A 21481-nucleotide genomic window follows, 5' to 3' on the forward strand; every position below is an offset into this window, starting at 1 on the left:
AATAATGGTGTTATATAGATAAGCTGGCGCCGAAAAAACCTCCAATTATTAACGTCGGCGTTGGATGTGAGCCTGAAAGCTCGTACGTTAAATATAAAAAGGATGCAAAGCATGAGTAACAAGCCGTCGTTGCAACGCGCACAATTCGATCAAGTCATGGTGCCTAACTATGCCCCAGCTAATATCATTCCTGTGCGGGGAGAGGGCAGTCGAGTGTGGGATCAGCAAGGTCGAGAATTTATTGATTTTGCAGGTGGAATAGCCGTTAACTGCTTAGGTCATTGTCATCCAGCTCTTACTGCGGCCTTAATGGAGCAAGGCAATAAGTTATGGCATTTATCTAATGTGATGACTAATGAGCCTGCGCTTGCATTAGCAACTACCTTGATTGAGCACACTTTTGCTGAAAAAGTTTACTTTGCCAACTCAGGTACCGAAGCGAACGAAGCGGCCTTAAAGCTTGCTCGTCGTTATGCCCAAGATAAGTTTTCTAGCGATAAAATTGAAATCATTGCCTTTAACCAAGCCTTCCATGGTCGCACTTTCTTTGCTGTAACAGTAGGTGGACAAGCGGCCTATTCCGATGGTTTTGGCCCTAAGCCGCAAGGCGTGACGCACTTGCCGTATAACGATATCGCGGCGCTAGAAGCTCAAGTTTCAGATAAAACTTGCGCGATTATGCTGGAACCTTTGCAAGGCGAAGGCGGCATCATTAACGCCACCCCTGAGTTCTTAAGTGCGGTGCGCCGTTTAGCGGATAAACATAATGCGCTGGTGATTTATGATGAAGTGCAAACTGGCGTTGGCCGTACAGGCAAGCTGTACGCATACATGCACACTAATATAGTGCCGGATATTTTAACCACAGCTAAATCTCTCGGTGGCGGCTTCCCGATAGCCGCTATGCTCACCACCTCAGCCATAGCTGCCCACTTTAAAGTGGGTACCCATGGCTCAACCTATGGCGGTAATCCACTCGCTTGCGCCGTGGCTAATGCGGTATTGGGTCAAGTGTGCCAGCCCCAAGTGTTAGATGGTGTGCGCCAGCGCGAGCAGCTATTTCGTGCCGGTTTAGCGGCGATTAACGAAAAATATCATGTGTTTAGTACAGTGCGTGGCCAAGGCTTACTGTTAGGCGCAGTGCTCAATGAGCAATACGCGGGTCGCAGTCGTGACTTCTTACTCGCCAGCTTAGATCAAGGGCTAATGAGTTTAATTGCTGGCCCTAATGTGGTGCGGTTTGCGCCGTCACTCATTATTCCTGAAACCGATATTGCCGAAGGCTTAGCTCGCTTTGAGCGCGCAGTTGCGAGTGTGGTTGCTTAATTTGGGGCGGGAGTAGATAGGCGCCTTCGGGTGCCTTTCTTTCAGGAGACTATCTATGCTCGTTATTCGTCCAATTCGCGCCAGTGATTTTACTGCGCTTAAGCAAATCGCTATTGATTCTGGTCATGGGTTTACGTCGTTGCCTGTTAATGATGAATTACTTAGCAGCAAAATAGCGCGCTCAGAAGCATCATTTCTTAAAGATGTGGTTACGCCAAGGGATGAAGGTTACTTATTTGTCTTAGAGGATACTGTTAGCCAGCAAGTGGTGGGTACTTGTGGTCTTGAGGCGGCGGTTGGTATGGATGATGCTTTCTATCATTACCGCTTAGGGACGGAAGTTTATCATTCTGAACAAATTGATGTGCGTAATGAAGTTGAAACCTTAACCTTATGCCATGACTACACGGGCGCCGCTGAACTTTGTACCTTGTTTTTAAAAGATGATTACCGCAAAGGTAACAATGGCCGCACTTTATCGCGCAGTCGCTTTTTATTCTTAGCGCAATTTCCTAAGCGCTTTGGTGAACGGGTCATTGCCGAAATGCGTGGGGTGTCGAATGAGCAAGGTGAATCGCCATTTTACGGTTGGCTGCAAAAGCATTTTATTGGCATTGATTTTGTGTATGCCGATTATCTTTCGGGCATAGGTCAAAAAGGCTTTATGGCCGAAATGATGCCAAGAAACCCTATCTATGTCGCGCTTTTGCCGCAAGAAGCTCAAGATGTGATTGGTGAAGTGCATGCCAATACTCGGCCCGCGGTGCGCTTGCTCCACGCCGAAGGTTTTAGGCACCGGGGCTATGTCGATATTTTTGATGGCGGCCCTACGGTTGAATGCCATTTATCTGACATCCGCGCGGTTTGTGAAAGCCGTCTAGTGAGCGTCAATATAGTCACTAACAATGACGCGCCTATCAGCGCCCCTGTTAAGAGCTACATAGTGTCTACTATTCGCCTTGATAACTTCAGAGTCTGTGAAGCTAAATTGGCGATCACCGATGATCTACAAACCGTTGATATTTCGCCTGAGCTTGCCAGTGCCTTGTTACTGCAAGACGGTGAGACTATTCGCATTTTAGCCATGTAGGAAAATAATAATGACTCAATACATTAATGGCCAATGGCTAGCTGGTAATGGGCCAGCCATGCAATCCTTAGATCCTGGATTAAACCAAGTGATTTGGCAGAGTAATAGCGCTGGTGCTGAACAAGTGAATGCCGCCGTGCTGGCGGCGCGCGCGGCGCAATTTGCGTGGTTTGCTTTAGGCTTTGCTGGGCGCTTAGCCATAGTCGAAGCGTATCGCAATCAGCTTGAAGGCAATAAACAACTGCTGGCTGAAACCATAGCGGCCGAAACTGGTAAGCCTTTATGGGAAACACAAACGGAAGCGGCAGCCATGATAGGCAAGATAGCTTTGTCTGTGAGCGCCTATCATCAGCGCACTGGTGAAACCCATAGTGAAACCGCGGCAGGGCGCGCTGTTTTACGGCATAAACCCCATGGCGTTGTGGCTGTTTTTGGTCCTTATAATTTCCCTGGGCATTTACCTAATGGCCATATAGTTCCGGCCTTATTGGCAGGCAATACTGTCATCTTCAAACCCTCAGAATTAACCCCCAAAGTTGCCGAATTAATGGTGACTTTATGGGATAAAGCCAAGCTGCCTGCGGGCGTACTTAACTTAGTGCAAGGCGAAGTGGCAACCGGTAAAGCCTTGGCGGCGCATCCGCAGTTAGATGGCTTGTTTTTTACTGGCAGCTCGCGCACTGGCCATTTATTGCATCAACAATTTGCAGGCGATCCCGGCAAAATTTTAGCCTTAGAAATGGGCGGCAATAATCCGTTAATCGTTAAAAACGTCGCCAATATCCGCGCGGCTGTGCATGACATTATTCAATCGGCGTATATCTCATCAGGGCAGCGTTGCACTTGTGCGCGCCGTCTTTACATAGAAGTTGGCGCCGCGGGTGATGCCTTGATAAGCGCGTTAGTTGCAGCGGTTGAGCGTATCGCGGTTAATTCTGCCTTTGCGACGCCGCAGCCATTTATGGGCTCTATGATTTCAGTGGCGGCGGCTAAAGGCATGGTGGCGGCGCAGGCAAAGCTGATTGCATTGGGTGCAAAATCTTTAGTGACCTTGAAGCATCTTGATGCCAACACTGGCCTAGTGAGCCCAGGGCTTATGGATGTTAGCGCGATAAGCGAGTTACCCGATGAAGAGTATTTTGGCCCTTTGCTGCAAATTGTGCGTTATCAAGATTTTGATGAGGCTATAGAGCTTGCCAATAGCAGCCGTTATGGCTTGTCGGCAGGATTGCTCGCCGATGATCGCGCCGATTTTGAGTATTTCTTAATGCGAATTCGCGCTGGCATAGTCAATTGGAATAAACAAATTACCGGCGCTTCTGGCGCGGCACCATTTGGCGGCGTTGGTGCTTCGGGTAATCACAGGGCGAGCGCCTTTTACGCCGCGGATTACTGCGCTTATCCGGTTGCATCGATGGAAGCGGATAGCTTAAGTATTCCTGATACTTTAAGCCCAGGCTTAGTGCTTTAGCCCATGTAACCATGAGCGATATCAAGCTTTGCCGCTGGCTTAAGAATTGGTGTGGTCTGTTTGAAAACCAGTTAACAACGATAATCAAAATTAACCACTAGTACGCCCTTAGTACTCTTAATAGGAGCAATCCATGCACTCAGATGTCAACGAGCTATTTCAGCAGTTATGGTTCGATTATCTAAAGCTGACCCCGTCTGCCGCTAAGGTTCATCAATTACTTGGCGGCGGCCAAGCCATCATTAACGATCATATTGCGCTGCGCACCTTTAATCGCGGCGGTGTGGGACTTGCGGTACTCGCTGCGCATTTTGAGGCCTTAGGTTATGTGAGTTGCGGCGACTATGTGTTTACTAAGAAAAAGTTAATCGCTAAGCATTTTGAGCATGCTAATCCGCGTTTACCTAAGGTGTTTATCTCTGAGTTGCTGGTGGAGCAATGTAGCCCTGAGCTTGGGGTTATAGTTGATGATTTGCTAGCGCAAATGCAGCCTGCGGCCACCACGGCTGATAACTTCCTGTATTCAGGACGGCACTGGCACATTGATAGCGCCAGTTATCAGGCACTACTCGCTGAAAGTGAATATGCCGCGTGGGTGGCTGCCTTTGGTTATCGCGCTAATCACTTTACTGTGTCTATTAATGATTTAGCTGGCTTTAACACTGTCGCCGAAGTAAATAGCGCGCTTAAGCAGGCGGGCTTTATTCTTAACAGTGTGGGCGGTGAAATTAAAGGCGATAGAGAAGTCATGTTAGAGCAGTCCGCCACTATGGCTGATGTAATAGAGGTGGCTTTTAGCGATAAAACCTTAGCTATCCCGAGCTGCTTTTATGAATTTGCGCTGCGCTACCCCAAAGCCAATGGCGACTTGTATACCGGTTTTGTGGAAGCTTCTGCCGATAAGATTTTTGAATCGACCAATGCTATGTAAGTGGCAAAGCCAATGATAAATAGCAAAATGGGCTCGAATGAGCCCATTTTTTTATCTGTGTTATGACAAGTTCATCAATAAATTGACCTGTAACCCTGGCAGCGTTTCGCCATGAGTAAATTGCAGGCCGATATCATATTGCTCACAAATCTCTTTAACGATAGAAAGCCCTAAACCATGGCCCATCACGCTTTCATCAAGGCGTTTACCGCGCTGCGTCAGCAAGGCTAATTGCTGGGTATCGACCCCTTTGCCATCATCGGTAATGCTAATGCGCACCTGCGAGCTCAACATAGTGATTTCTATGATGACTTTAGTATTTGCCCACTTAAAGGCATTATCGAGCAAGTTACCGACTAGCTCCATGCCATCTTCCCTATGAATAGGTAAGCGGGTGATGTCAGCGCTTAGCTGTAATTCGCACTCTATGGCCTTGTAATGATAAACCTTAGCTAAGGTCATCGTCAGGCTGTCGATATCTTTTGGAATGTTCATTTGCGCCGCAGGCAGCATATTGCCAGTGATCCTAGCGACTGCGAGCTTACGTTCTATCATGTGGCGAATGAGCTCAAGCTGCTGAGTTAAAGCCTCAGCCGTTTGCGGGTCTGTTAAGCCTAACACTTCCACTTGCTGCTGCATGACGGCGAGCGGCGTCTTGAGGCCGTGGCTGAGGTTGCCAAGATTGTGGCGGCTGCGCTCGATTTGATTGCTAGTGTAATCCAGCAGTTCGTTATAAGTGGTCGCAAGAGGCAATAATTCTGGTGGAATACCTTCTAACTCTAAGGTTTGGCTATCGCCATTGCGCAGACGAGTTAACGCTTGTTTTATCTTATTGATTGGCCTAAATGATTGGCGCAGCACTAAAAATATGCCGCAGATCATGGTAAGCAGCATAGCTAAATTAATGAGTAACTTAGTACCGTAAATTTCACTAAAGACTTGGCGGCCAATACTTAAGTCTTGCGCCACTGTGAGCGTGCCTGAGTGATAAGCTTTATTGGATGTGAGCCCCACAGACAATAATTGCATGTCATGCTTTTTAGGGCCGCGGGCTTGCCATACCCGTACTTCGCCTTTGGCTAGCGGCTTGATATTGAGCTGCTGATCCCACAAAGATCGCGAGCGAATTTCTTCATCGCCTAGATTCAGTTGGAAATAGCGCCCCGAAAACACCGGCGTATAAAAACTCGAGAGCTTGGACTCGTTAATGCTGATCTGGCCATCCTTGATTTCGGTGGCCATGATCACGTGCTCAAGATCTTCTTGTAAGCGGTTAATAATGGAGTCGTGAAAAGCCTGCCTCAGCATAGATTCAAACAAGAGCATGCCAAGGATGGTGCCTAATATAACGAGTGCAGTCAGCCAAAGACTGAGCTTACTGCGAATGGACATCATTAGCGCGGTTCACCACTCTCATTGCCATGGAAAATATAGCCTTGGCCACGGCGAGTCTCGATGGCACTTTTACCTAATTTTTTACGTAAATGAGTCACATACACTTCAACCACGTTGCTTTCTTTTTCATCATCAAATTGATAAAGCTTGTCGGTTAACTGGCTCTTAGACAGCAGCTTTTTAGGGGATAATAAAAAGATTTTCAGCAGTCTAAATTCCATCGCCGTCAGTTCAAACAAGGTATCGTTGACTGTAACTGTTTGCTCATCTTCATCTAAGGTCACGCCAGCCACGGTTAACTTTTTCTCTGGGCTATTCATGCGGCCACTGGCGCGTTGAATTAGTGCAGAAATCCGTGCTAATAGCTCTTGCGCATGAAAAGGTTTGGCTAAGTAATCATCGGCGCCGGCGTTAAAGCCTTCGACTTTTTCATGCCATTGGCTGCGGGCTGTGAGCATAATCACAGGAGTATTTACTCCTTGATGGCGCCAATTGGTTAATAGCTCTAAGCCATTACCGTCAGGTAAGCCAATATCTAAAATCACGCAGTCATACTGAGTTTCTTTAATCAGGTAGTCGGCTTCGGCGGCTTTATCTGTGGTGTCGGTAATATAGCCCGCTTGCTTAAGTTGTTTTTGGAGTTCTTTTACTAACAGGTGATTATCTTCAACGAGTAACAGTTTCATGATTTTGGCATTCACTAGGTAAAGGTGTGAGACTGCTTGGCTGACCAGTTTTGGCATCGATACTGAGGTCGATCAATTGACCAGCATTGAGTTTTAGTTGTAAATCATAACGCCATTTATCTTGCTGTTGATAGAGGTGGGCGTCGATCAATTTGCCATCGCAATAGTGGCTGACCAAAGTCAAAGTATCATCGAGTGACAGGATATGGCCACTCGCTACGAGTTGCTTAGCTTGATAATGATGTAATTCCGTGTCTTGACTAAAGACTTGGCTGCTTAACATCAAAATGCTGAGATTGAATAGACATCGACTCACCAGCCTAATCATCGACGCTCCTATAAAAAAAATGGTTCAGAATTACTTCTGAACCACTCTAGCTTTTATGGCTTAAACTAAGCTGAACATCGCCTTAGCTATTAGCGAGTACCATAGACAACTATGGTTTTACCATGCGCTTGAATAAGGCTTTGCTCTTCTAGCATTTTCAGGATACGCCCAACGGTTTCGCGTGAACAACCAACAATCTGGCCGATCTCTTGACGGGTGATCTTGATTTGCATGCCATCTGGATGCGTCATAGCATCAGGCTGTTTGGCCAAATGCAGTAATGTTTGGGCAATACGACCAGCTACGTCTAAGAAAGCTAAGTTACCTACTTTCTGGCTAGTGCTTTGTAAGCGGTAAGCCATTTGTGAGGCAAGCTTCATCAGAATTTCTGGATTAACTTGGATCAGCTGCTTGAATTTCTTATAAGAAATTTCGGCAATCTCACAAGCCTGTTTAGCGCGAACCCAAGCGGTACGCTCAGCTTGTTCTTCAAACAGACCCAGTTCACCGATGAAATCACCCTGATTCAGATAAGACAGGATCATTTCTTTACCTTCTTCATCTTTAATCAATACAGCGACAGAACCTTTAACTATGTAATATAAAGTGTCTGAGTCTTCACCTGCATGGATCAGAGTGCTTTTGGCTGGGTACTTGTGGATGTGACAGTGTGATAAAAACCACTCCAAGGTTGGATCTGGTTTTGGCTTACCAATCAGCGCCATGCCTATGTTCCTCGATTGATTAAAACGAAAATAAGAATATGCTAAATAAATCTCTACCGCCAACGATACTCGCTTAGTTTTCACCATTAGCCGGTTAAGGTAAATGGTTTACGTGAGTATAACGGCGAAGACTTATTTTAATTGACCGCTATTCTGCTACTTTAGTGATACATGTCAACTGTCGGCAGGTTAAAGCCACTTTAATTAAATGAACTCTGCAAACCATGTCACATCTTGCTGTTAAATTAAGCATTATTTACTTAGATTTACCTGCAAAATAAATATATCTTCTGCGTATTATGCGTTCTTGCAGTGTAATTCACCTAGTAAAACTTAGAGATGCGTCTATTTGTGAACTTTTTTTAAGAATACATGGTCGAATTTGCTGGTGAGTGGGTCATTTTGTCCTAAGGTTTACGCCAAATGTGACTTTGCAGGTAAATGCTGGCAGAATCAATTAATAGCTTGGTCGTGGTTTTTTCAGGAGGTTAGTTTGCAGGTAACACCTTGGTTTCATTCTGTGTTTTTTATTGCTTGCCTGTCAGTTATCTCGCCAGTGCAGGCATTCTCCTTGCCACAACCTAAAGAGGAAGTCGCGGCCACTAAAGTGGCATTTATTCAGTTAAATGCAGATGCTGGTGATGCTGAGGCGCAGTTTTTACTCGGGCTTATGTCAATTTCAGGACGTTTTGTCCCAATTGACAAAGATGAGGGCATAAAAAGGCTGCAACAAGCGGCGGCCCAGCAGCACCCGAAAGCGCTGCAGGCGTTAGCCGATATTTACTATGACGGTAAATTGGTGCCGCGTGACTTGAACCAAGCGTTAACGGGCTACCAGCAGTTAGTCACCCAAGGCAATGAAGCCGCAAGATTTCGAATTGGATTAATTTATGCCGCTGGCGGTAAAGGTGTGGCGCGCGATTGCGGCCGCGCTGTCGATGAGTTCACCCAAGTGGGTGATACTGTTTCTTTGGGCAATGTGGTGTGGATATTATCGACTTGCCCAGAAGCTAAGCACAGAGATGGCGCGCGGGCGCTAAAACTTGGTTTAGAGTTATTGAAAAACAATCAACACGACCCATCGATACTGGATAACCTGGCGGCGGCTTACGCTGAAATGGGGGATTTTGGCGCCGCGGTGAAAGTTCAGCAGCAAGCCATTGATGCGTTAAGTCAAAACCCCAGTTTTGAGCAGCACGCCACTGAGTTTCGTTTACGGTTAATTTCTTACTTAAATCGCCAAGCTTATCGCGAGGCGCTGCCGCTAAAATAACTTGCTTAATATCAGCATAGAAAGAGATCGCAAGCGTAGGCTTATGTCATTTAAATTGATGCCTACCGTTGGCTAATCTTAATGTTGCAGCTGGAAAATTGAGTTGGGTTAGTTAGGTTAATTATTTGGGCGAGATAGAAGGGGCGCGTCTGTCACTTGAAGGTAAATAGATCAAGTTGGGGGAATTTACCTAGCAAGCGTCAGACGCCTATTGTCAGCAATCGCTAACAACATAAATCCTAATCTAACTCGCTGAAGTTAATCTTAATCTTGGCGCATCCACGCCTGTTTTTTTGTTCGGTTTGAGGCAGATGTTTTCTATCCGTTAGCTATTCATCGACTGGTTTTAGCAGCAGTTTTCTTTTTTCAAATAAGTCGCGAATAAGCGGCGTAAGAATGAGCTTCATCGCTAGCGACATCTTGCCGCCAGGCACCACCATAGTATCCATTCTCGACATAAATGAGCCATGGATCATATTAAGGTAAGTCGGGAAATCCACTGCGCCTACGCCATTAAAACGTATCACCACAAAACTTTCATCTAGGCTTGGTATCTCTTTCGCGCTAAAAGGATTGGAGGTATCAACCGTCGGCACCCGCTGAAAGTTTATATGGGTGCGCGAAAACTGCGGCGTGATGCAATTAATATAATCATCCATGCTCCGCACTATGGTTTTAGTCACTTTTTCGCGGCTATGGCCGCGCTCTGTGGTATCGCGCACTATCTTTTGGATCCACTCTAAGTTGACTATGGGCACCATACCTATGAGCAAATCTACATGCTTAGCAATATTGATATCATCAATAACTACGCCGCCATGTAGGCCTTCGTAAAACAGCATATCGGTATCGGGTTCAAGCGCTTGCCATTGGGTGAAAGTGCCGGGCATTTGATTAAAAGGCACGGCTTCATCAAAAGTGTGGAGATAGCGGCGAGTTTCGCCTTGGCCTGTGAGACCATACTGGCTAAAACATTGCTCAAGTTTTGCGAAATCATTGGCTTGGCTGCCAAAGTAGCTAATATTTAGCTTCTCTTTTTGTGCCTTACGGATCAACGCTTCCATTTCGACGCGGGTGTAGTTATGAAAGCTGTCGCCCTCTAAGCACGCGGCCTTAATCCCAAGCTGCCTAAAGATGTGATTAAAGGCGGTGGTGGTAGTGGTAGTGCCAGCCCCCGATGAGCCAGTCACTGCAATGATGGGATGTTTAGCTGACATGGATAGACCAAATGTTATCTTTATGATTACTAAATGTTATACCTGTCATTGCTTAGGGGGTCAAATCGCAGCGCTTCCCCTTAGACACAATTCTGCGCTAAACGAATAGCGATACTCTCTTCTGCTTCACTGTATTCAACCACTAGTTCGCGACGCTTTAATGCCTGATGGCAACGAGCTACTGCGTGCTTTAGCGCTTCACTATCGAGCTCACCAAAGCCGCCGTCTTCAACTTGGGCAAACAAGTATTCTTTAATTAAATTATCGACGGTTTCGCTGGGTAGTTGTTGCAGCGATTCATAAGGTACAAGCATGGTTGGCCTTCAGCAGTTGTAAAAAAGACAGCACACGTTTTTCAAGATAAAAACTGGGCTGCCATGGGGTGCCGCCATCAATAAAACCTACGTGGCCCCCAAAGGAGTGAAGCTCATATTCTACTTGGTTAGCTAACTGAGCGTTAGTGGGTATCACTTCTTGCCCCATAAAAGGATCATCTTTGGCATGCATCACTAAAGTGGGGGTGTTAATCGCTTTTAAATAGTGAAGGGCACTGGATTGCTGGTAATAATCATCGGCGCCTGTAAAGCCATGCAGGGGCGCGGTTATCTCATCATCAAACTGATAAAAACTAGTGAGCATATTAAGTTGGCTGGCCTTAATTGCATGGGGGTGTAGGCTGAGTTTTTGCTGGGTTTTAATCCGTAACCGCTTAAGTAAATGCGCTTGATATACTTGTGAAAATCCGCGGGTTAAACGCTTAGCGCAAGAGGCTAGTTGCAGCGGCGCCGATACCACCACGGCGCGCGTGATTTGGCTATTGCCGCCACTTTCTCCAAGGTATTTAGCCAGCATGTTACCGCCAAGGGAGTAACCACAGGCATAAATGGGGGCATGGTTAGTTTCGCCGGCAATATGCACTAAACTTTGGCGTAAATCCGCCGTATCGCCACTGTGGTAACTGCGAGCAAGGCGGTTCATTTCGCCAGAGCAACTGCGGTGATGGTGCACTAGTGCGCATAGTCCCAGCTGTTGGCAGTGATGCAGCATACGCTTGATATAGTGAGATTGGCTGCTGCCTTCAAGCCCATGAATTAACAGCAATACTCCTTGATGGCGCTGTTGATAGTTGAGCCAGTCTACATCAATAAAATCACCATCAGATAATTCCAAGCGTTGCCGCCACAAGGGCACGTCTTTATAGCGGCTAAATACCGGCAAGATGGTTTGTAAATGCGGGTTTCTCGCCCACCAAGGCGGGTTATAGACAGTCGTCATGATTTCAACTTTGGTCTGAGGTGTTTGTCATGGCTTGTTTAATAATTAAACATGTGTTTAATTATTAAACACATGGCCGCGAAGTTGTTAATTATCAGCACTGATTCATGCGAGTCTGTGCTTGGTTTCTTATCTAAGTGACTAAATTAACTGCTTAATATTAAAGATAGATTCAAGTTACTTAATGCATGTAACTCAAGGCTAAGTCATCAGTGCAGTCGCTGAGCTGATAGCTTAACTGATTGATACCATGGTGCAACATAGCAGGCGCCCATTGCCAGCATAAATAGTTGAGTCAGCAGCCAGAGTGAAGCTAGCTCGCCGGAGTCAGGATGAAACGACGTACATTTTTGATGGGAGCAGGGATTGCTACGATAGCGGCCGGCGCGGGCGTTGGTAGTTATCTCGTCCTGCACAATCGCGATATGGATCAGCAGCAATACGATCTGGTGTGGCTGACCTTTATGCCGGTTATTCTGGAAGGCGCTTTACCTAATATGCCTGAACCTCACAAGATAGCGCTTAATCGCACTCTGGACTCCATTCATGCCACTATCAGTGTCTTGCCACTAACGCAGCAGGATGAATTAGCTAGCCTATTATGGGCGCTTAATAACCGTTTAAGCTTGTGGCTACTGACAGGCTCTGTGACTCCGTTAATCATGCGTGAGCCTAGTAGTCTGGCACAAGTGCTTGAAAGTTGGCGACTTGCGTCTATGGATGTGCAAATTCAAGCCTATCTCGGCCTTAAAGATGTGATCTTAGCTAGTTTCTATGCACTGCCAGAGCATTGGGCTGGGCTTGGCTATAAAAAGCCAGAGCTGATCCCCCCTGTGAATATGGAGGCCAAATGAGCATAGTGGATCCTATGGTGGCAGGGATTGCGGCGGGCTGGTCGCATACCGATGGCAGTCAATTAACCAGTAATCAGCGCTGTGAAGCTGATGTTATTATTATTGGCTCTGGCGCGGGTGGCGGCACTGCCGCTGAGATTTTAGCGAAACGTGGGTTATCGGTTATTTTAGTGGAAGGTGGTGCTCTTAAGACTTCGCAAGATTTCACTATGGAAGAGCGCACGGCTTACCCCAGTCTTTATCATCAAGCGGCAGCAATGAAGACTAAAGATAAAGCCATAGGTATTTTCCAAGGACGCAGTGTTGGCGGCTCAACCACAGTCAATTGGACCACCTCCATTCGCACCCCAGACTTAACCTTAGAATATTGGCAGGCGCAAAAGGGCGTAAAACTTTCCGCGCAAAGCTTGCAGCCTTGGTTTGAAACCATGGAGCAGCGCTTACATATCAGTGAATGGCCCGTGCCACCTAACCCAAATAATGCGGCGCTGCAGCGCGGCTGCGAGCAATTAGGTTGGCAATTTACCCGAATTAAACGCAACGTTCTTGGCTGTTGGAACTCTGGTTATTGCGGTATGGGCTGCCCAGTCAATGCCAAGCAATCTATGTTAGTCACCACCATTCCTGCGGCATTATCCTTAGGAGCAAGCTTATTAAGCCGCGTAAAGGCGGTCGAGTTAATTTTTAAGCAAGATAAAATAAGCGCGATTAAAGCGCTGGCCTTAAATGAAAGTCTGCAACCCACTGGCATAGAAGTTGAGCTGGTGGGGCGACATTACATTTTAAGCGGTGGCTCAATTCATACGCCGTACTTAATGATGCGATCGCAAGTGCCAGATCCTTATCAATTGCTAGGTAAGCGTATCTTCTTGCATCCCACCTTATTAAGCGGCGCTATTTTTGATGAAAATATTCAAGCCCATAGCGGCGCGCCGCAAACTATCTATTCCGATCAATTTGTATGGCGTGATGGCGCTGAAGGTGAGCTTGGCTACAAGCTTGAGGTGCCACCCGTGCACCCAATTTTAATTGCCTCTAAAACCATAGGTTACGGGTTAAGCCATGCCGAATTGATGGCGCAATTTAATCACTTACAAGTGACCATAGCCTTAGTGCGCGATGGCTTTAATCGCGATAGTCAAGGCGGGCAAATGCAGCTCACCGACTCAGGATTTGAGCTTGATTATCAGTTAACCCCTGCATTTTGGCTGGCAGCGCGCCACGCTTATTTGAGCATGGCGGAATTGCAGTTTGCAGCAGGCGCTAAAAAAGTATTACCCATCAATGATGGTATGAGTTACTTATCTTCGTGGGCAGAGGCCAAAGCCGCAATAACCAAGATGCCATTGCAACCCTTAAAAACCATAGTGGCCTCGGCTCATGTGATGGGGGGCTGCGCTTTTGGGGAGGAGAAGCGTAATGCTATGGTCAGTAGTGATGGCCGCAGCCATTACTTTGAGAACTTATCTGTCATGGACGGCTCAATATTCCCAACTAGCCTTGGGGCCAATCCGCAATTAAGCATTTATGCAATCACAGCAAGAAACGCTAATTTATTGGCCGATGAGCTTAGCAGTGTGAGTTGATCTCGACATGAACAGTTGCGGCAACAGTTTTAGGTTAAAACTTGTGCTAAAAAACAGTTAATGGCAGTTTGCCGAATTCACGCTTACAGCCAAATATCAACGGGATGATGGCGACGATTGGCCTGCTGGCGCTGCTCGTAATAAGGGCGGCGTTTGAGTGGGCGTTGGCGCCTTTCTTCGCAGTAGCGCTTATCACACACATAAGTGTCATCTATGACTATGGTTTCATGAACCCTACGTCCTTGTCGGTAGGATTGGAGTTTTATCATAGTTTGGCTTTAATGCTCTTTGTGATTATGAGTAATGTTAGCAACTGTAATCAGCTTAGCTATACGCTCAAGGGCTGGTAAATTTTGCTGTTGCTCAGTATCGGTTGCCGAAATACAGGCATCGGTAACTACATGGACAGTAAAGTCGCGATCATGGGCTTCGCGCGCCGTACTTTGTATGGCCATTTGCAGGGAAACCCCAGCCAAATAAATATCAGTGACCTTAGCTAGGTTTAAGAGCAGTGCGAGCTCAGTTTGATAAAAGGCATTGACGCGGCGCTTAACCACTATGGCTTCGTGGGCTAGCGGGGCGACTTTAGGGTGAAACTCACAGCCCCAACTCGAGAGTGTTAATGCGCCATGGGTTATGGCGTTGCTAAACAGCGGCGAGTTGGCAGCCACTTCGCGGTAATCATCACTAAAACCAAGGCGAACATGGATGACGGTCCAATCGTGCTGCCTTGCAAAGGACAGTAATTTGGCCACGCACTTGAGGGATTGATGTTGCTGCTCATACTGGCAAAATGCACTCGACATCTTGCCATTAGGGTCAAGCATTTCATTGATTAAATCGATAACCACTAAGGCTTTATGACTAGCGCTGCTATTACGGCTTTGGCTGGGCATAGGTTAACTCCACTCACAAACGTGGCATAAGCTTAGTTGTTATTGCCCAACTTAGGTATTGATTGGCCGAGTTGCTTTACCCTAGTTTGAATACTCTTATTTAGGCTTAAATGCACTTATTCTGACTTGAATACTTCTATTCTGGCTTACATATTTTTACTCTGGCTTGAACACCCCGATGACGGCACCACTGGCTTGTTTAGTGACTTTAGCGTCGGTTTGTTGGTCGCGATAATCGCATTCAGTGCATTCCACGGTTTCAATGCCATGCTCTTTGAATAATAAAATCGAGTCTTGCGCCTGACACTTAGGGCAGCGAGCGCCGGCCACGAAGCGTTTTTTTATTTTTGTCATTGGTTATCCCTACCATTACTTTTATCAGGTTGCCATTGTGCGAGCACAAGCCAACATAGTCAATTTAACTCACATGCGGTACACTCAGTGCCCATTTTAGTCGTCATAGCGGTTGACCCAGTTACATGATCACAGTATCTCAAGCACAACTTATTCGAGGCAGTAAAGTGTTGCTCGATGAGGCTAACCTCACTATCTATCCCGGTCATAAAATCGGATTAGTGGGTGCCAACGGCACAGGTAAATCTTCATTGTTGGCCTTGCTTAGTGGCGCCATTGGCTTGGATAAGGGCGAAGTACGAGTGCCGCAGCAATGGGCGTTAGCGCAAGTGGCGCAGGAGACCCCAGCGCTTGATAAACCCGCACTTGAATACGTACTTGATGGCGATCATGAATTTCGTCAATTAGAAAGCGAGCTCGCGGCGGCTGAAGCTGCCAACAATGGCCACAGCATAGCTGAACTTCATGGCAAACTAGATGCCATTGGCGGTTACAGTATCCGCGCGCGCGCTGGCAGCTTATTGGCCGGCCTTGGCTTTAAAGAGTCAGAACAAAGCCAACCCGTTAAATCCTTTTCCGGTGGTTGGCGGATGCGGCTTAACTTAGCTCAAGCCTTGTTATGTCGCTCAGACTTGTTACTCCTTGATGAACCGACCAACCACTTGGACTTAGATACCATGTACTGGTTGGAAAACTGGATTAAAGCCTATCAAGGCACCTTAGTCTTAATCAGTCATGACCGTGATTTTATCGATGAAATCGTTGATGAAATTGTGCATGTCGAGCATCAAAAACTCAATTTTTACAAAGGCAATTACAGTGCCTTTGAGCGCATTCGTGCTGAGCGTATGGCGCAGCAACAAGTGGCATTTGAGCGCCAGCAAAAAGAGCGCGCGCATATGCAATCCTTTGTTGACCGTTTCCGTTACAAAGCCAGTAAAGCTAAGCAAGCCCAGAGCCGCTTAAAAGCCTTAGAAAGAATGGCTGAGTTACTGCCATCGAAAGCCGATAGCCCGTTTTATATGAGCTTTCGTGAACCCGATGCCTTGCCAAATCCATTGGTAGTGATGGAGCAAGTGAGCGTAGGTTATGGTGACACGCCAATTCTTAGCAAGGTGCATTTAAATCTGGTGCCAGGTTCACGTATTGGTTTACTTGGTCGCAATGGCGCCGGTAAATCGACCTTAATTAAATTGTTATCTGAGCAGTTGCCACCGCAAAGTGGTGTGTATGAGCCTAATCCTGGGCTTAAAATCGGCTACTTTGCGCAGCATCAAATCGAATTCTTATCATTAGATGATTCGCCGCTGCAGCACTTAGTGCGGTTAGCGCCTTTAGCCCGTGAGCAAGAGTTACGGGATTTCTTAGGCGGCTTTGGATTTGTGGGCGATATGGCGCTGGCACCCGTGCGACCCTTCTCGGGCGGTGAAAAAGCGCGCTTAGTCTTGGCCTTGCTGGTATGGCAACGCCCAAATTTACTGTTGCTCGATGAGCCTACCAACCATTTAGACTTAGAAATGCGTCACGCGTTAACTATGGCGCTGCAAGATTTTAGTGGTGCTATGGTGGTGGTATCGCACGATCGTCATTTACTGCGACTCACCTGTAGCGATTATTACTTAGTGGATAATGGCCAAGTAGCGGCGTTTGATGGTGATTTAGAGGATTATCATCAGTGGTTATTAGAAGCTAACAAGCCAGTACTTGAAGACGGCGCTAACGGTGATAAAGCCAGCGTTGATAAAAAGCAGCAAAAACGCTTAGAAGCTGAGCTGCGTCAAAAGTTATCTCCTTTTAAAAAGCAGCAAGCCAAACTTGAGCAAACCCAAACGAGTTTACAGCAAAAATTGGCGGCCTTAGAGCTGCAATTAACGGATTTAACCTTATACGATGAGGCTAACAAGGCCAAATTAACTCAGGTGCTTAACGATAGAAACACCTTAGGCCAAGCGCTGGAAGACAGCGAAATGCAGTGGCTTGAGTTACAAGAAAGCATTGATGAATTAGAAATGAGCTGCTAATTCATGAGCCGCGCTAAGGATACTGTTGAAGATATGGATACTGGCGCTGCTGTAAATGCCCAAGCGACAACTTCGCTAAGCACTCCGCTAAACACTCAGCGTGATAGCGCGGCGCTTTGGCAAGATTGCGATTTGCTTTATGCCAAGTTGCAGCCTTTATGCCTGCAATTGCAACAGCAGCATGGTGTGTGCGTTAACTTACTCTTACTGGCCTATTGGTGTGATGAGCATGGATTGGGATTAACCCCCATGCAGTGGCAGCAATTGCAGCTTGATGTAAAAGCTTGGGAAGAAGTCTTGTTATTGCCGTTTCGCGGGCTGCGCCAATCGAGTAAATGCTTGCTAGACACGGATGAATATCAGCAGATGTTGGCGCTAGAATTGATGCTTGAGCGTAAATCGCAGCGACATATTTTAGTGCTGATTAAGCAGACGGATGGGCTGGTGGCTAGCGATAAGCAAACTGCTCTGGCAACCAATCAAGACGCTAATCAAAGCATGGATCCGAGCGCGAATAAGAGCGCAAATAAGAGCCAAGCCAATCTAAGCCATTACTTAGGGCTTTTTGGACTCGCGCCGCAGCAATTTTCTCAGTTAGCCATGCCTTAACTCTTGGCTCACAAATATTAAGCCCTTGAAGATTCAAGGGCTTAATTTTATCACTGACTAATGCTAATTAAGTAACCGTTATAGACCGCGCAGTTGAATGCGGCGCAAGAACTCAGTAACAACTCTGTCATAGAGTAAATCACCTAAAAATAAGTCTTCCACCTTGCTATCAATGCTTGGGTTATCATTAACTTCAATGACATATGCTTTGCCATTTCTTTCTTTAACATCTACCCCGTAAAGACCAGAACCAATAAGGTTAGCCGCCTTGAGGGCTGCATCTATCACAGCTTTTGGTGTTTGCTTGATGTCCACACAATCAAAATCACCGGAGGAGACTTTACCGCTTTGATGATGCTGATAAATTTGCCAGTGACCCCGGCTCATAAAGTAGCGACAGACAAAGATAGGCTGACGATTAAGTATGCCGACTCGCCAGTCAAAATCAGTCGGTAGGAACTCTTGGGCTAAAATCAGGGCGCTTTGCTCACCAATGCGTTGGCACTGCTGATAGAGCTCTTCGCTGCTTTTAACCTTAGTTACGCCCACTGAGAATGCGCCATCTGGGATTTTAAGCACCATAGGAAAGCCTATGGTTTGCTCGGCGTGGGCAATGGATGGCAGCGACTTAGCGCGGATAATCGCGCTTTGCGGCATAGGTACTTTTTGCTGATTTAATAACTCAGTTAAAAACACCTTATTGGTACATTTCATAATGGACTCAGGATCGTCCATGACGACTAGACCTAAGTTTTCTGCCGCTTTAGCAAAGCGATAAGTGAAATTACCAATATTGGTGGTGGCCCGAATAAATAAACCATCAAACTCACCTAGACGGGAAATGTCTTGGGGGCCTATGACTTCCATGCTCATGCCGAGGCGATTAGCCGCTTTAACAAAGCGCTTAATTGCTTGGGGGTCTGAGGGCGGGAATTTTTCCTCCGGATCGATTAATACTGCCACATCATAGCGGTACTTGCGATTAAGAGATTTACTGCGCCACACCTTAGTGGAAAATTGCTCGAGGGATTCGGCAAAGAAGGTTTGCTCAGCATCATTGAGATCTTGAAAGGCGAAGCTATTGAGTTGATTTAACTGCCAGCGGCCATTGACCTTAGTGAGCTTGACATCCAGTACCGGCACCATGAATTTTTCAAATAATTGGCGCGCTACTTTCTCAAAGCCTGGTAACTGGGTCTTACCAAAGAAAATTTTACCGCTGATCTCGGCTTGGGCACCGAAGTGTTTATCCAAATCTTGCTGACGGAAATTAATCAGCATAGGTTGAGCCAAATCATTGATGGTCATGACTCGCGGCATGATCCTGTGGCCACGAGCCTCAGCCAGTAGCGAGCAGTAATAACCATTACTCATGTATTGATAGCTGCGACAGAGATTTAACACAGATGTCGCTTTGTGTTGTAAATTGGCGCCTGACTCTAAATATTGCTCAACCGTCATCACTTGGTCTGAGTGAAAATAGTCTTGCCATTGCCTATCGTCGTCAATGACCACAACTATATTTGCCATGTGACTTACCCTCCTGTGGTACTTTTATCACAATTCAGTTTTAATATTCCAACGGCCCTTAAGAGCACTCCATATGGATATTCGTGTTGCTACTCCTGAAGATTTACCCGCCTTACTGCAATTAGAGCAGCAAGTATTTGTCTCAGATCTCATCACTTCACGGCAAATGAAACGCTTTATTAGCTCTAGCCAAAGTTTGTTATTAGTGATGGAAGTCGATAACCAACTGGCAGGTTATGCCTTACTTCTGTTTCATCGCGGAACCCAACTTAGCCGGATTTACTCGATTGCCATTAGCCCTCATTTTCAGGGCCGCGGCTATGCCAAAGCATTGTTAGCTAAGGTTGAGCATGAAGCTGTAAACCAAGGTTATATTACGATAAGACTTGAGGTTAGAGAAGATAATATCTCGGCTAAGACCTTATATCAGCAACTAGGTTATAAATCATTGAAAACCTTAGTTCATTATTATGATGACCTAGCCAGCGGTGTGCGTTTACAAAAGCGTTTAGGTGCGCCGTCCCCTAAGCAATTATTAACTTTGCCCTTATATGTGCAAACCACGCCATTTACCTGCGGGGCGGCATGTTTATTGATGGCATTTGCCCATTTGCGCTCATCTTTTAAGCCAAGTCGCAATGAAGAAATTCAATTATGGCGTGAAGCCACCACCATCTATATGGCGGCAGGACATGGCGGTTGTAGTGGTCGCGGTTTAGCGTTAGCCGCCCATAAGCGCGGTTTTAATGTCGAATTATTTAGCCGTGCTGATGGCGTACCTTTTATTGATAGCGTGCGCTCGCAAGACAAAAAAGATGTGATTACCTTAGTGCACGATAATTTTGATAGCCAATTGCGTGAGGCCAAGGTTGCCATTCATGAATCTGTGCCCACTATCGCCATGTTAGAAACCTGGATAGCCGAAGGTGCTTGTGTCTTGATGCTGATAAGCACCTATCGCTTTAACGGCAATAAAGAGCCCCACTGGATTATTTTATCGGGCATGAGTGAGTTGTTCTTTTACTTCCATGACCCAGAAGTTCAGCACGCTGATGCTAGTGTTGGCGCCAGTTTCGTGCCTATTAATAAATCCGCCATTAACCAAATCATGGGCTTTGGTAAGCAAAAGCATGTGGCTTGTGTGGTGGTGCGCCCTGAGGCTAAATCTTAACCTTGGGCAAGTAATTTAACCTTGGTCAAGTAATCGATGCGCTAGCTATCATAGCGCGTTCGCAGCCTCACTGAATTAACGGTTAACGCCATGAATGTAATGGCTCAGTTTTCGCGCCTGCATCAAATATGTTGAGGCTATATTTAGTGAGATGTTTAGTGAGATGTTTAGTGAGATATTTAGTTAGGTGTTTAGTGTGATATTTTGCACTTACTATCATTGAACAGATAATAATTCAAACGTTTATTTTGGAATTGTCATTTTGTCATTATGGAGGCTGTTTAGTCGCTCTGATTAATAACAATGGCAATAAACAGCTCTCTGTTTGTAGGTGTTTGGTGTTTAATTGAGCTCATATTTTAGCTAGGGTTAAGCACTTAGTAGTCCTTATCAGTATGGTAAAAAACGCAATGTATTAAGGTTGTTTTAATATATGGCGAGGGGTGGTTCTAGTTATTTTGATTTTAATCAATATTTTTAAGCATTAATGAATAAGATGGTATCTAACTAAAGCTATAGCCTAATGCTTACTGGCATTATTGGGGCAGCTAATAATAATTAACGTGTTGTCTTGCCGGGCAGAGGGGGTAATCTGCAATTAATGGTTAATAAAAAAGCTAATGCTGCCTGAATGTGATTGTCTTTGAATAATTACTAGAAATGTGACTTACGCAATGTGTGATTTTTATGGCTCTAGGTATAATTGTCCGCGCAATATTCTACATACTAGCCAAATAATAAGA

21 protein-coding genes are annotated in these 21481 nt (G+C 46.0%); 10 read left to right on the top strand and 11 right to left on the bottom strand.

Annotated features, from left to right (window positions below; translation table 11 throughout):
- The first annotated feature begins 111 nt into the window (after positions 1 to 111).
- The 4 genes from FJQ87_RS04780 (at position 112) to FJQ87_RS04795 (ending at position 4818) form a co-directional block, all read left to right on the top strand.
- Positions 112 to 1326 carry an aspartate aminotransferase family protein gene (locus tag FJQ87_RS04780; RefSeq protein WP_140931021.1) on the top strand — a complete coding sequence of 405 codons (1215 nt, stop codon included), beginning with the start codon at positions 112 to 114 and terminating at the stop codon, positions 1324 to 1326.
- Positions 1327 to 1381: 55 nt separating this feature from the next.
- On the top strand, positions 1382 to 2416 hold the full coding sequence (astA, locus tag FJQ87_RS04785; RefSeq protein ID WP_140931023.1) for an arginine N-succinyltransferase: 1035 nt from the start codon (positions 1382 to 1384) through the stop codon (positions 2414 to 2416).
- A gap of 10 nt (positions 2417 to 2426) precedes the next feature.
- On the top strand, positions 2427 to 3887 hold the full coding sequence (gene astD / locus FJQ87_RS04790; RefSeq protein WP_140931025.1) for a succinylglutamate-semialdehyde dehydrogenase: 1461 nt from the start codon (positions 2427 to 2429) through the stop codon (positions 3885 to 3887).
- A gap of 133 nt (positions 3888 to 4020) precedes the next feature.
- Entirely contained in the window at positions 4021 to 4818 is a 798-nt protein-coding gene (locus tag FJQ87_RS04795; protein ID WP_140931027.1) for a DUF1338 domain-containing protein, read from the top strand.
- A gap of 60 nt (positions 4819 to 4878) precedes the next feature.
- On the opposite strand, the gene FJQ87_RS04800 is transcribed toward FJQ87_RS04795, so the two are convergent.
- From FJQ87_RS04800 to crp, 4 genes are all read right to left on the bottom strand, one after another.
- Positions 4879 to 6213 carry an ATP-binding protein gene (locus FJQ87_RS04800; RefSeq protein ID WP_140931029.1) on the bottom strand — a complete coding sequence of 445 codons (1335 nt, stop codon included), beginning with the start codon at positions 6211 to 6213 and terminating at the stop codon, positions 4879 to 4881.
- Positions 6213 to 6899: a response regulator transcription factor gene (locus tag FJQ87_RS04805; protein ID WP_140931031.1), complete on the bottom strand. Its 687-nt coding sequence runs from the start codon at positions 6897 to 6899 to the stop codon at positions 6213 to 6215. The genes FJQ87_RS04800 and FJQ87_RS04805 overlap by 1 nt, the downstream gene beginning before the upstream one ends.
- Positions 6880 to 7227, bottom strand: coding sequence for a hypothetical protein (locus FJQ87_RS04810; RefSeq protein ID WP_140931033.1), 348 nt, complete (start codon positions 7225 to 7227; stop codon positions 6880 to 6882). Before FJQ87_RS04810 ends, FJQ87_RS04805 begins: the two co-directional genes overlap by 20 nt.
- Positions 7228 to 7316: 89 nt before the next feature.
- Positions 7317 to 7952 (bottom strand): cAMP-activated global transcriptional regulator CRP, encoded by a 636-nt coding sequence (gene crp / locus FJQ87_RS04815; protein ID WP_140931035.1) that lies wholly within the window; start codon positions 7950 to 7952, stop codon positions 7317 to 7319.
- A gap of 493 nt (positions 7953 to 8445) precedes the next feature.
- Here crp and FJQ87_RS04820 point away from each other — a divergent pair, with 493 nt between their 5' ends.
- On the top strand, positions 8446 to 9225 hold the full coding sequence (locus FJQ87_RS04820) for a tetratricopeptide repeat protein (RefSeq protein ID WP_140931037.1): 780 nt from the start codon (positions 8446 to 8448) through the stop codon (positions 9223 to 9225).
- Between the two features lie 329 nt (positions 9226 to 9554).
- On the opposite strand, the gene FJQ87_RS04825 is transcribed toward FJQ87_RS04820, so the two are convergent.
- The 3 genes from FJQ87_RS04825 to FJQ87_RS04835 all read right to left on the bottom strand — a co-directional run bounded on the left by FJQ87_RS04825 (position 9555) and on the right by FJQ87_RS04835 (position 11717).
- Entirely contained in the window at positions 9555 to 10442 is an 888-nt protein-coding gene (locus FJQ87_RS04825; protein WP_140931039.1) for a phosphoribulokinase, read from the bottom strand.
- 80 nt (positions 10443 to 10522) lie between these two features.
- Entirely contained in the window at positions 10523 to 10756 is a 234-nt protein-coding gene (locus tag FJQ87_RS04830) for a YheU family protein (RefSeq protein ID WP_140931041.1), read from the bottom strand.
- Positions 10740 to 11717 carry a hydrolase gene (locus FJQ87_RS04835; RefSeq protein ID WP_140931043.1) on the bottom strand — a complete coding sequence of 326 codons (978 nt, stop codon included), beginning with the start codon at positions 11715 to 11717 and terminating at the stop codon, positions 10740 to 10742. The genes FJQ87_RS04830 and FJQ87_RS04835 overlap by 17 nt, the downstream gene beginning before the upstream one ends.
- A 332-nt stretch (positions 11718 to 12049) precedes the next feature.
- Between FJQ87_RS04835 and FJQ87_RS04840 the strand changes: the two genes are divergently transcribed.
- Positions 12050 to 12571, top strand: coding sequence for a TAT leader-containing periplasmic protein (locus FJQ87_RS04840; RefSeq protein ID WP_140931045.1), 522 nt, complete (start codon positions 12050 to 12052; stop codon positions 12569 to 12571).
- Complete coding sequence (locus FJQ87_RS04845; RefSeq protein ID WP_140931047.1) at positions 12568 to 14157, top strand: GMC family oxidoreductase; 1590 nt, start codon at positions 12568 to 12570, stop codon at positions 14155 to 14157. Before FJQ87_RS04840 ends, FJQ87_RS04845 begins: the two co-directional genes overlap by 4 nt.
- 83 nt (positions 14158 to 14240) lie before the next feature.
- Here FJQ87_RS04845 and FJQ87_RS04850 read toward each other — a convergent pair whose 3' ends face one another.
- The 3 genes from FJQ87_RS04850 to FJQ87_RS04860 all read right to left on the bottom strand — a co-directional run bounded on the left by FJQ87_RS04850 (position 14241) and on the right by FJQ87_RS04860 (position 15407).
- Positions 14241 to 14426, bottom strand: coding sequence for a hypothetical protein (locus FJQ87_RS04850; RefSeq protein WP_140931049.1), 186 nt, complete (start codon positions 14424 to 14426; stop codon positions 14241 to 14243).
- Between the two features lie 9 nt (positions 14427 to 14435).
- Positions 14436 to 15053, bottom strand: coding sequence for an isochorismatase family cysteine hydrolase (locus tag FJQ87_RS04855; RefSeq protein ID WP_140931051.1), 618 nt, complete (start codon positions 15051 to 15053; stop codon positions 14436 to 14438).
- A gap of 156 nt (positions 15054 to 15209) precedes the next feature.
- Positions 15210 to 15407, bottom strand: coding sequence for a YheV family putative zinc ribbon protein (locus FJQ87_RS04860; RefSeq protein WP_140931053.1), 198 nt, complete (start codon positions 15405 to 15407; stop codon positions 15210 to 15212).
- Positions 15408 to 15532: 125 nt separating this feature from the next.
- On the opposite strand from FJQ87_RS04860, the gene FJQ87_RS04865 reads away from it, so the two are divergent.
- Both FJQ87_RS04865 and FJQ87_RS04870 read left to right on the top strand, forming a co-directional pair.
- Positions 15533 to 17428, top strand: a complete 1896-nt coding sequence (locus FJQ87_RS04865; protein ID WP_140931055.1) for an ABC transporter ATP-binding protein — start codon at positions 15533 to 15535, stop codon at positions 17426 to 17428.
- A 3-nt stretch (positions 17429 to 17431) separates the two neighbouring features.
- Entirely contained in the window at positions 17432 to 18037 is a 606-nt protein-coding gene (locus FJQ87_RS04870) for a DUF2390 domain-containing protein (RefSeq protein ID WP_140931057.1), read from the top strand.
- A 78-nt stretch (positions 18038 to 18115) separates the two neighbouring features.
- On the opposite strand, the gene FJQ87_RS04875 is transcribed toward FJQ87_RS04870, so the two are convergent.
- Positions 18116 to 19567 (bottom strand): RimK family protein, encoded by a 1452-nt coding sequence (locus tag FJQ87_RS04875; RefSeq protein ID WP_140931059.1) that lies wholly within the window; start codon positions 19565 to 19567, stop codon positions 18116 to 18118.
- Positions 19568 to 19640: 73 nt separating this feature from the next.
- On the opposite strand from FJQ87_RS04875, the gene FJQ87_RS04880 reads away from it, so the two are divergent.
- Entirely contained in the window at positions 19641 to 20738 is a 1098-nt protein-coding gene (locus tag FJQ87_RS04880) for a GNAT family N-acetyltransferase/peptidase C39 family protein (RefSeq protein ID WP_140931061.1), read from the top strand.
- Positions 20739 to 21481 lie beyond the last annotated feature (743 nt).

This window comes from Shewanella sp. SNU WT4 (genome assembly GCF_006494715.1).
Taxonomy (GTDB): Bacteria; Pseudomonadota; Gammaproteobacteria; order Enterobacterales; family Shewanellaceae; genus Shewanella.

Excerpts from the sequence above, each read along its gene's own strand:
- FJQ87_RS04780 (WP_140931021.1), top strand. The coding sequence starts at position 112 with ATGAGTAACAAGCCGTCGTTGCAACGCGCACAATTCGATCAAGTCATG.
- astA (WP_140931023.1), top strand. The coding sequence starts at position 1,382 with ATGCTCGTTATTCGTCCAATTCGCGCCAGTGATTTTACTGCGCTTAAG.
- astD (WP_140931025.1), top strand. The coding sequence starts at position 2,427 with ATGACTCAATACATTAATGGCCAATGGCTAGCTGGTAATGGGCCAGCC.
- FJQ87_RS04795 (WP_140931027.1), top strand. The coding sequence starts at position 4,021 with ATGCACTCAGATGTCAACGAGCTATTTCAGCAGTTATGGTTCGATTAT.
- FJQ87_RS04800 (WP_140931029.1), bottom strand. The coding sequence starts at position 6,213 with ATGATGTCCATTCGCAGTAAGCTCAGTCTTTGGCTGACTGCACTCGTT.
- FJQ87_RS04805 (WP_140931031.1), bottom strand. The coding sequence starts at position 6,899 with ATGAAACTGTTACTCGTTGAAGATAATCACCTGTTAGTAAAAGAACTC.
- FJQ87_RS04810 (WP_140931033.1), bottom strand. The coding sequence starts at position 7,227 with ATGATTAGGCTGGTGAGTCGATGTCTATTCAATCTCAGCATTTTGATG.
- crp (WP_140931035.1), bottom strand. The coding sequence starts at position 7,952 with ATGGCGCTGATTGGTAAGCCAAAACCAGATCCAACCTTGGAGTGGTTT.
- FJQ87_RS04825 (WP_140931039.1), bottom strand. The coding sequence starts at position 10,442 with ATGTCAGCTAAACATCCCATCATTGCAGTGACTGGCTCATCGGGGGCT.
- FJQ87_RS04830 (WP_140931041.1), bottom strand. The coding sequence starts at position 10,756 with ATGCTTGTACCTTATGAATCGCTGCAACAACTACCCAGCGAAACCGTC.
- FJQ87_RS04835 (WP_140931043.1), bottom strand. The coding sequence starts at position 11,717 with ATGACGACTGTCTATAACCCGCCTTGGTGGGCGAGAAACCCGCATTTA.
- FJQ87_RS04840 (WP_140931045.1), top strand. The coding sequence starts at position 12,050 with ATGAAACGACGTACATTTTTGATGGGAGCAGGGATTGCTACGATAGCG.
- FJQ87_RS04845 (WP_140931047.1), top strand. The coding sequence starts at position 12,568 with ATGAGCATAGTGGATCCTATGGTGGCAGGGATTGCGGCGGGCTGGTCG.
- FJQ87_RS04850 (WP_140931049.1), bottom strand. The coding sequence starts at position 14,426 with ATGATAAAACTCCAATCCTACCGACAAGGACGTAGGGTTCATGAAACC.
- FJQ87_RS04855 (WP_140931051.1), bottom strand. The coding sequence starts at position 15,053 with ATGCCCAGCCAAAGCCGTAATAGCAGCGCTAGTCATAAAGCCTTAGTG.
- FJQ87_RS04860 (WP_140931053.1), bottom strand. The coding sequence starts at position 15,407 with ATGACAAAAATAAAAAAACGCTTCGTGGCCGGCGCTCGCTGCCCTAAG.
- FJQ87_RS04865 (WP_140931055.1), top strand. The coding sequence starts at position 15,533 with ATGATCACAGTATCTCAAGCACAACTTATTCGAGGCAGTAAAGTGTTG.
- FJQ87_RS04870 (WP_140931057.1), top strand. The coding sequence starts at position 17,432 with ATGAGCCGCGCTAAGGATACTGTTGAAGATATGGATACTGGCGCTGCT.
- FJQ87_RS04875 (WP_140931059.1), bottom strand. The coding sequence starts at position 19,567 with ATGGCAAATATAGTTGTGGTCATTGACGACGATAGGCAATGGCAAGAC.
- FJQ87_RS04880 (WP_140931061.1), top strand. The coding sequence starts at position 19,641 with ATGGATATTCGTGTTGCTACTCCTGAAGATTTACCCGCCTTACTGCAA.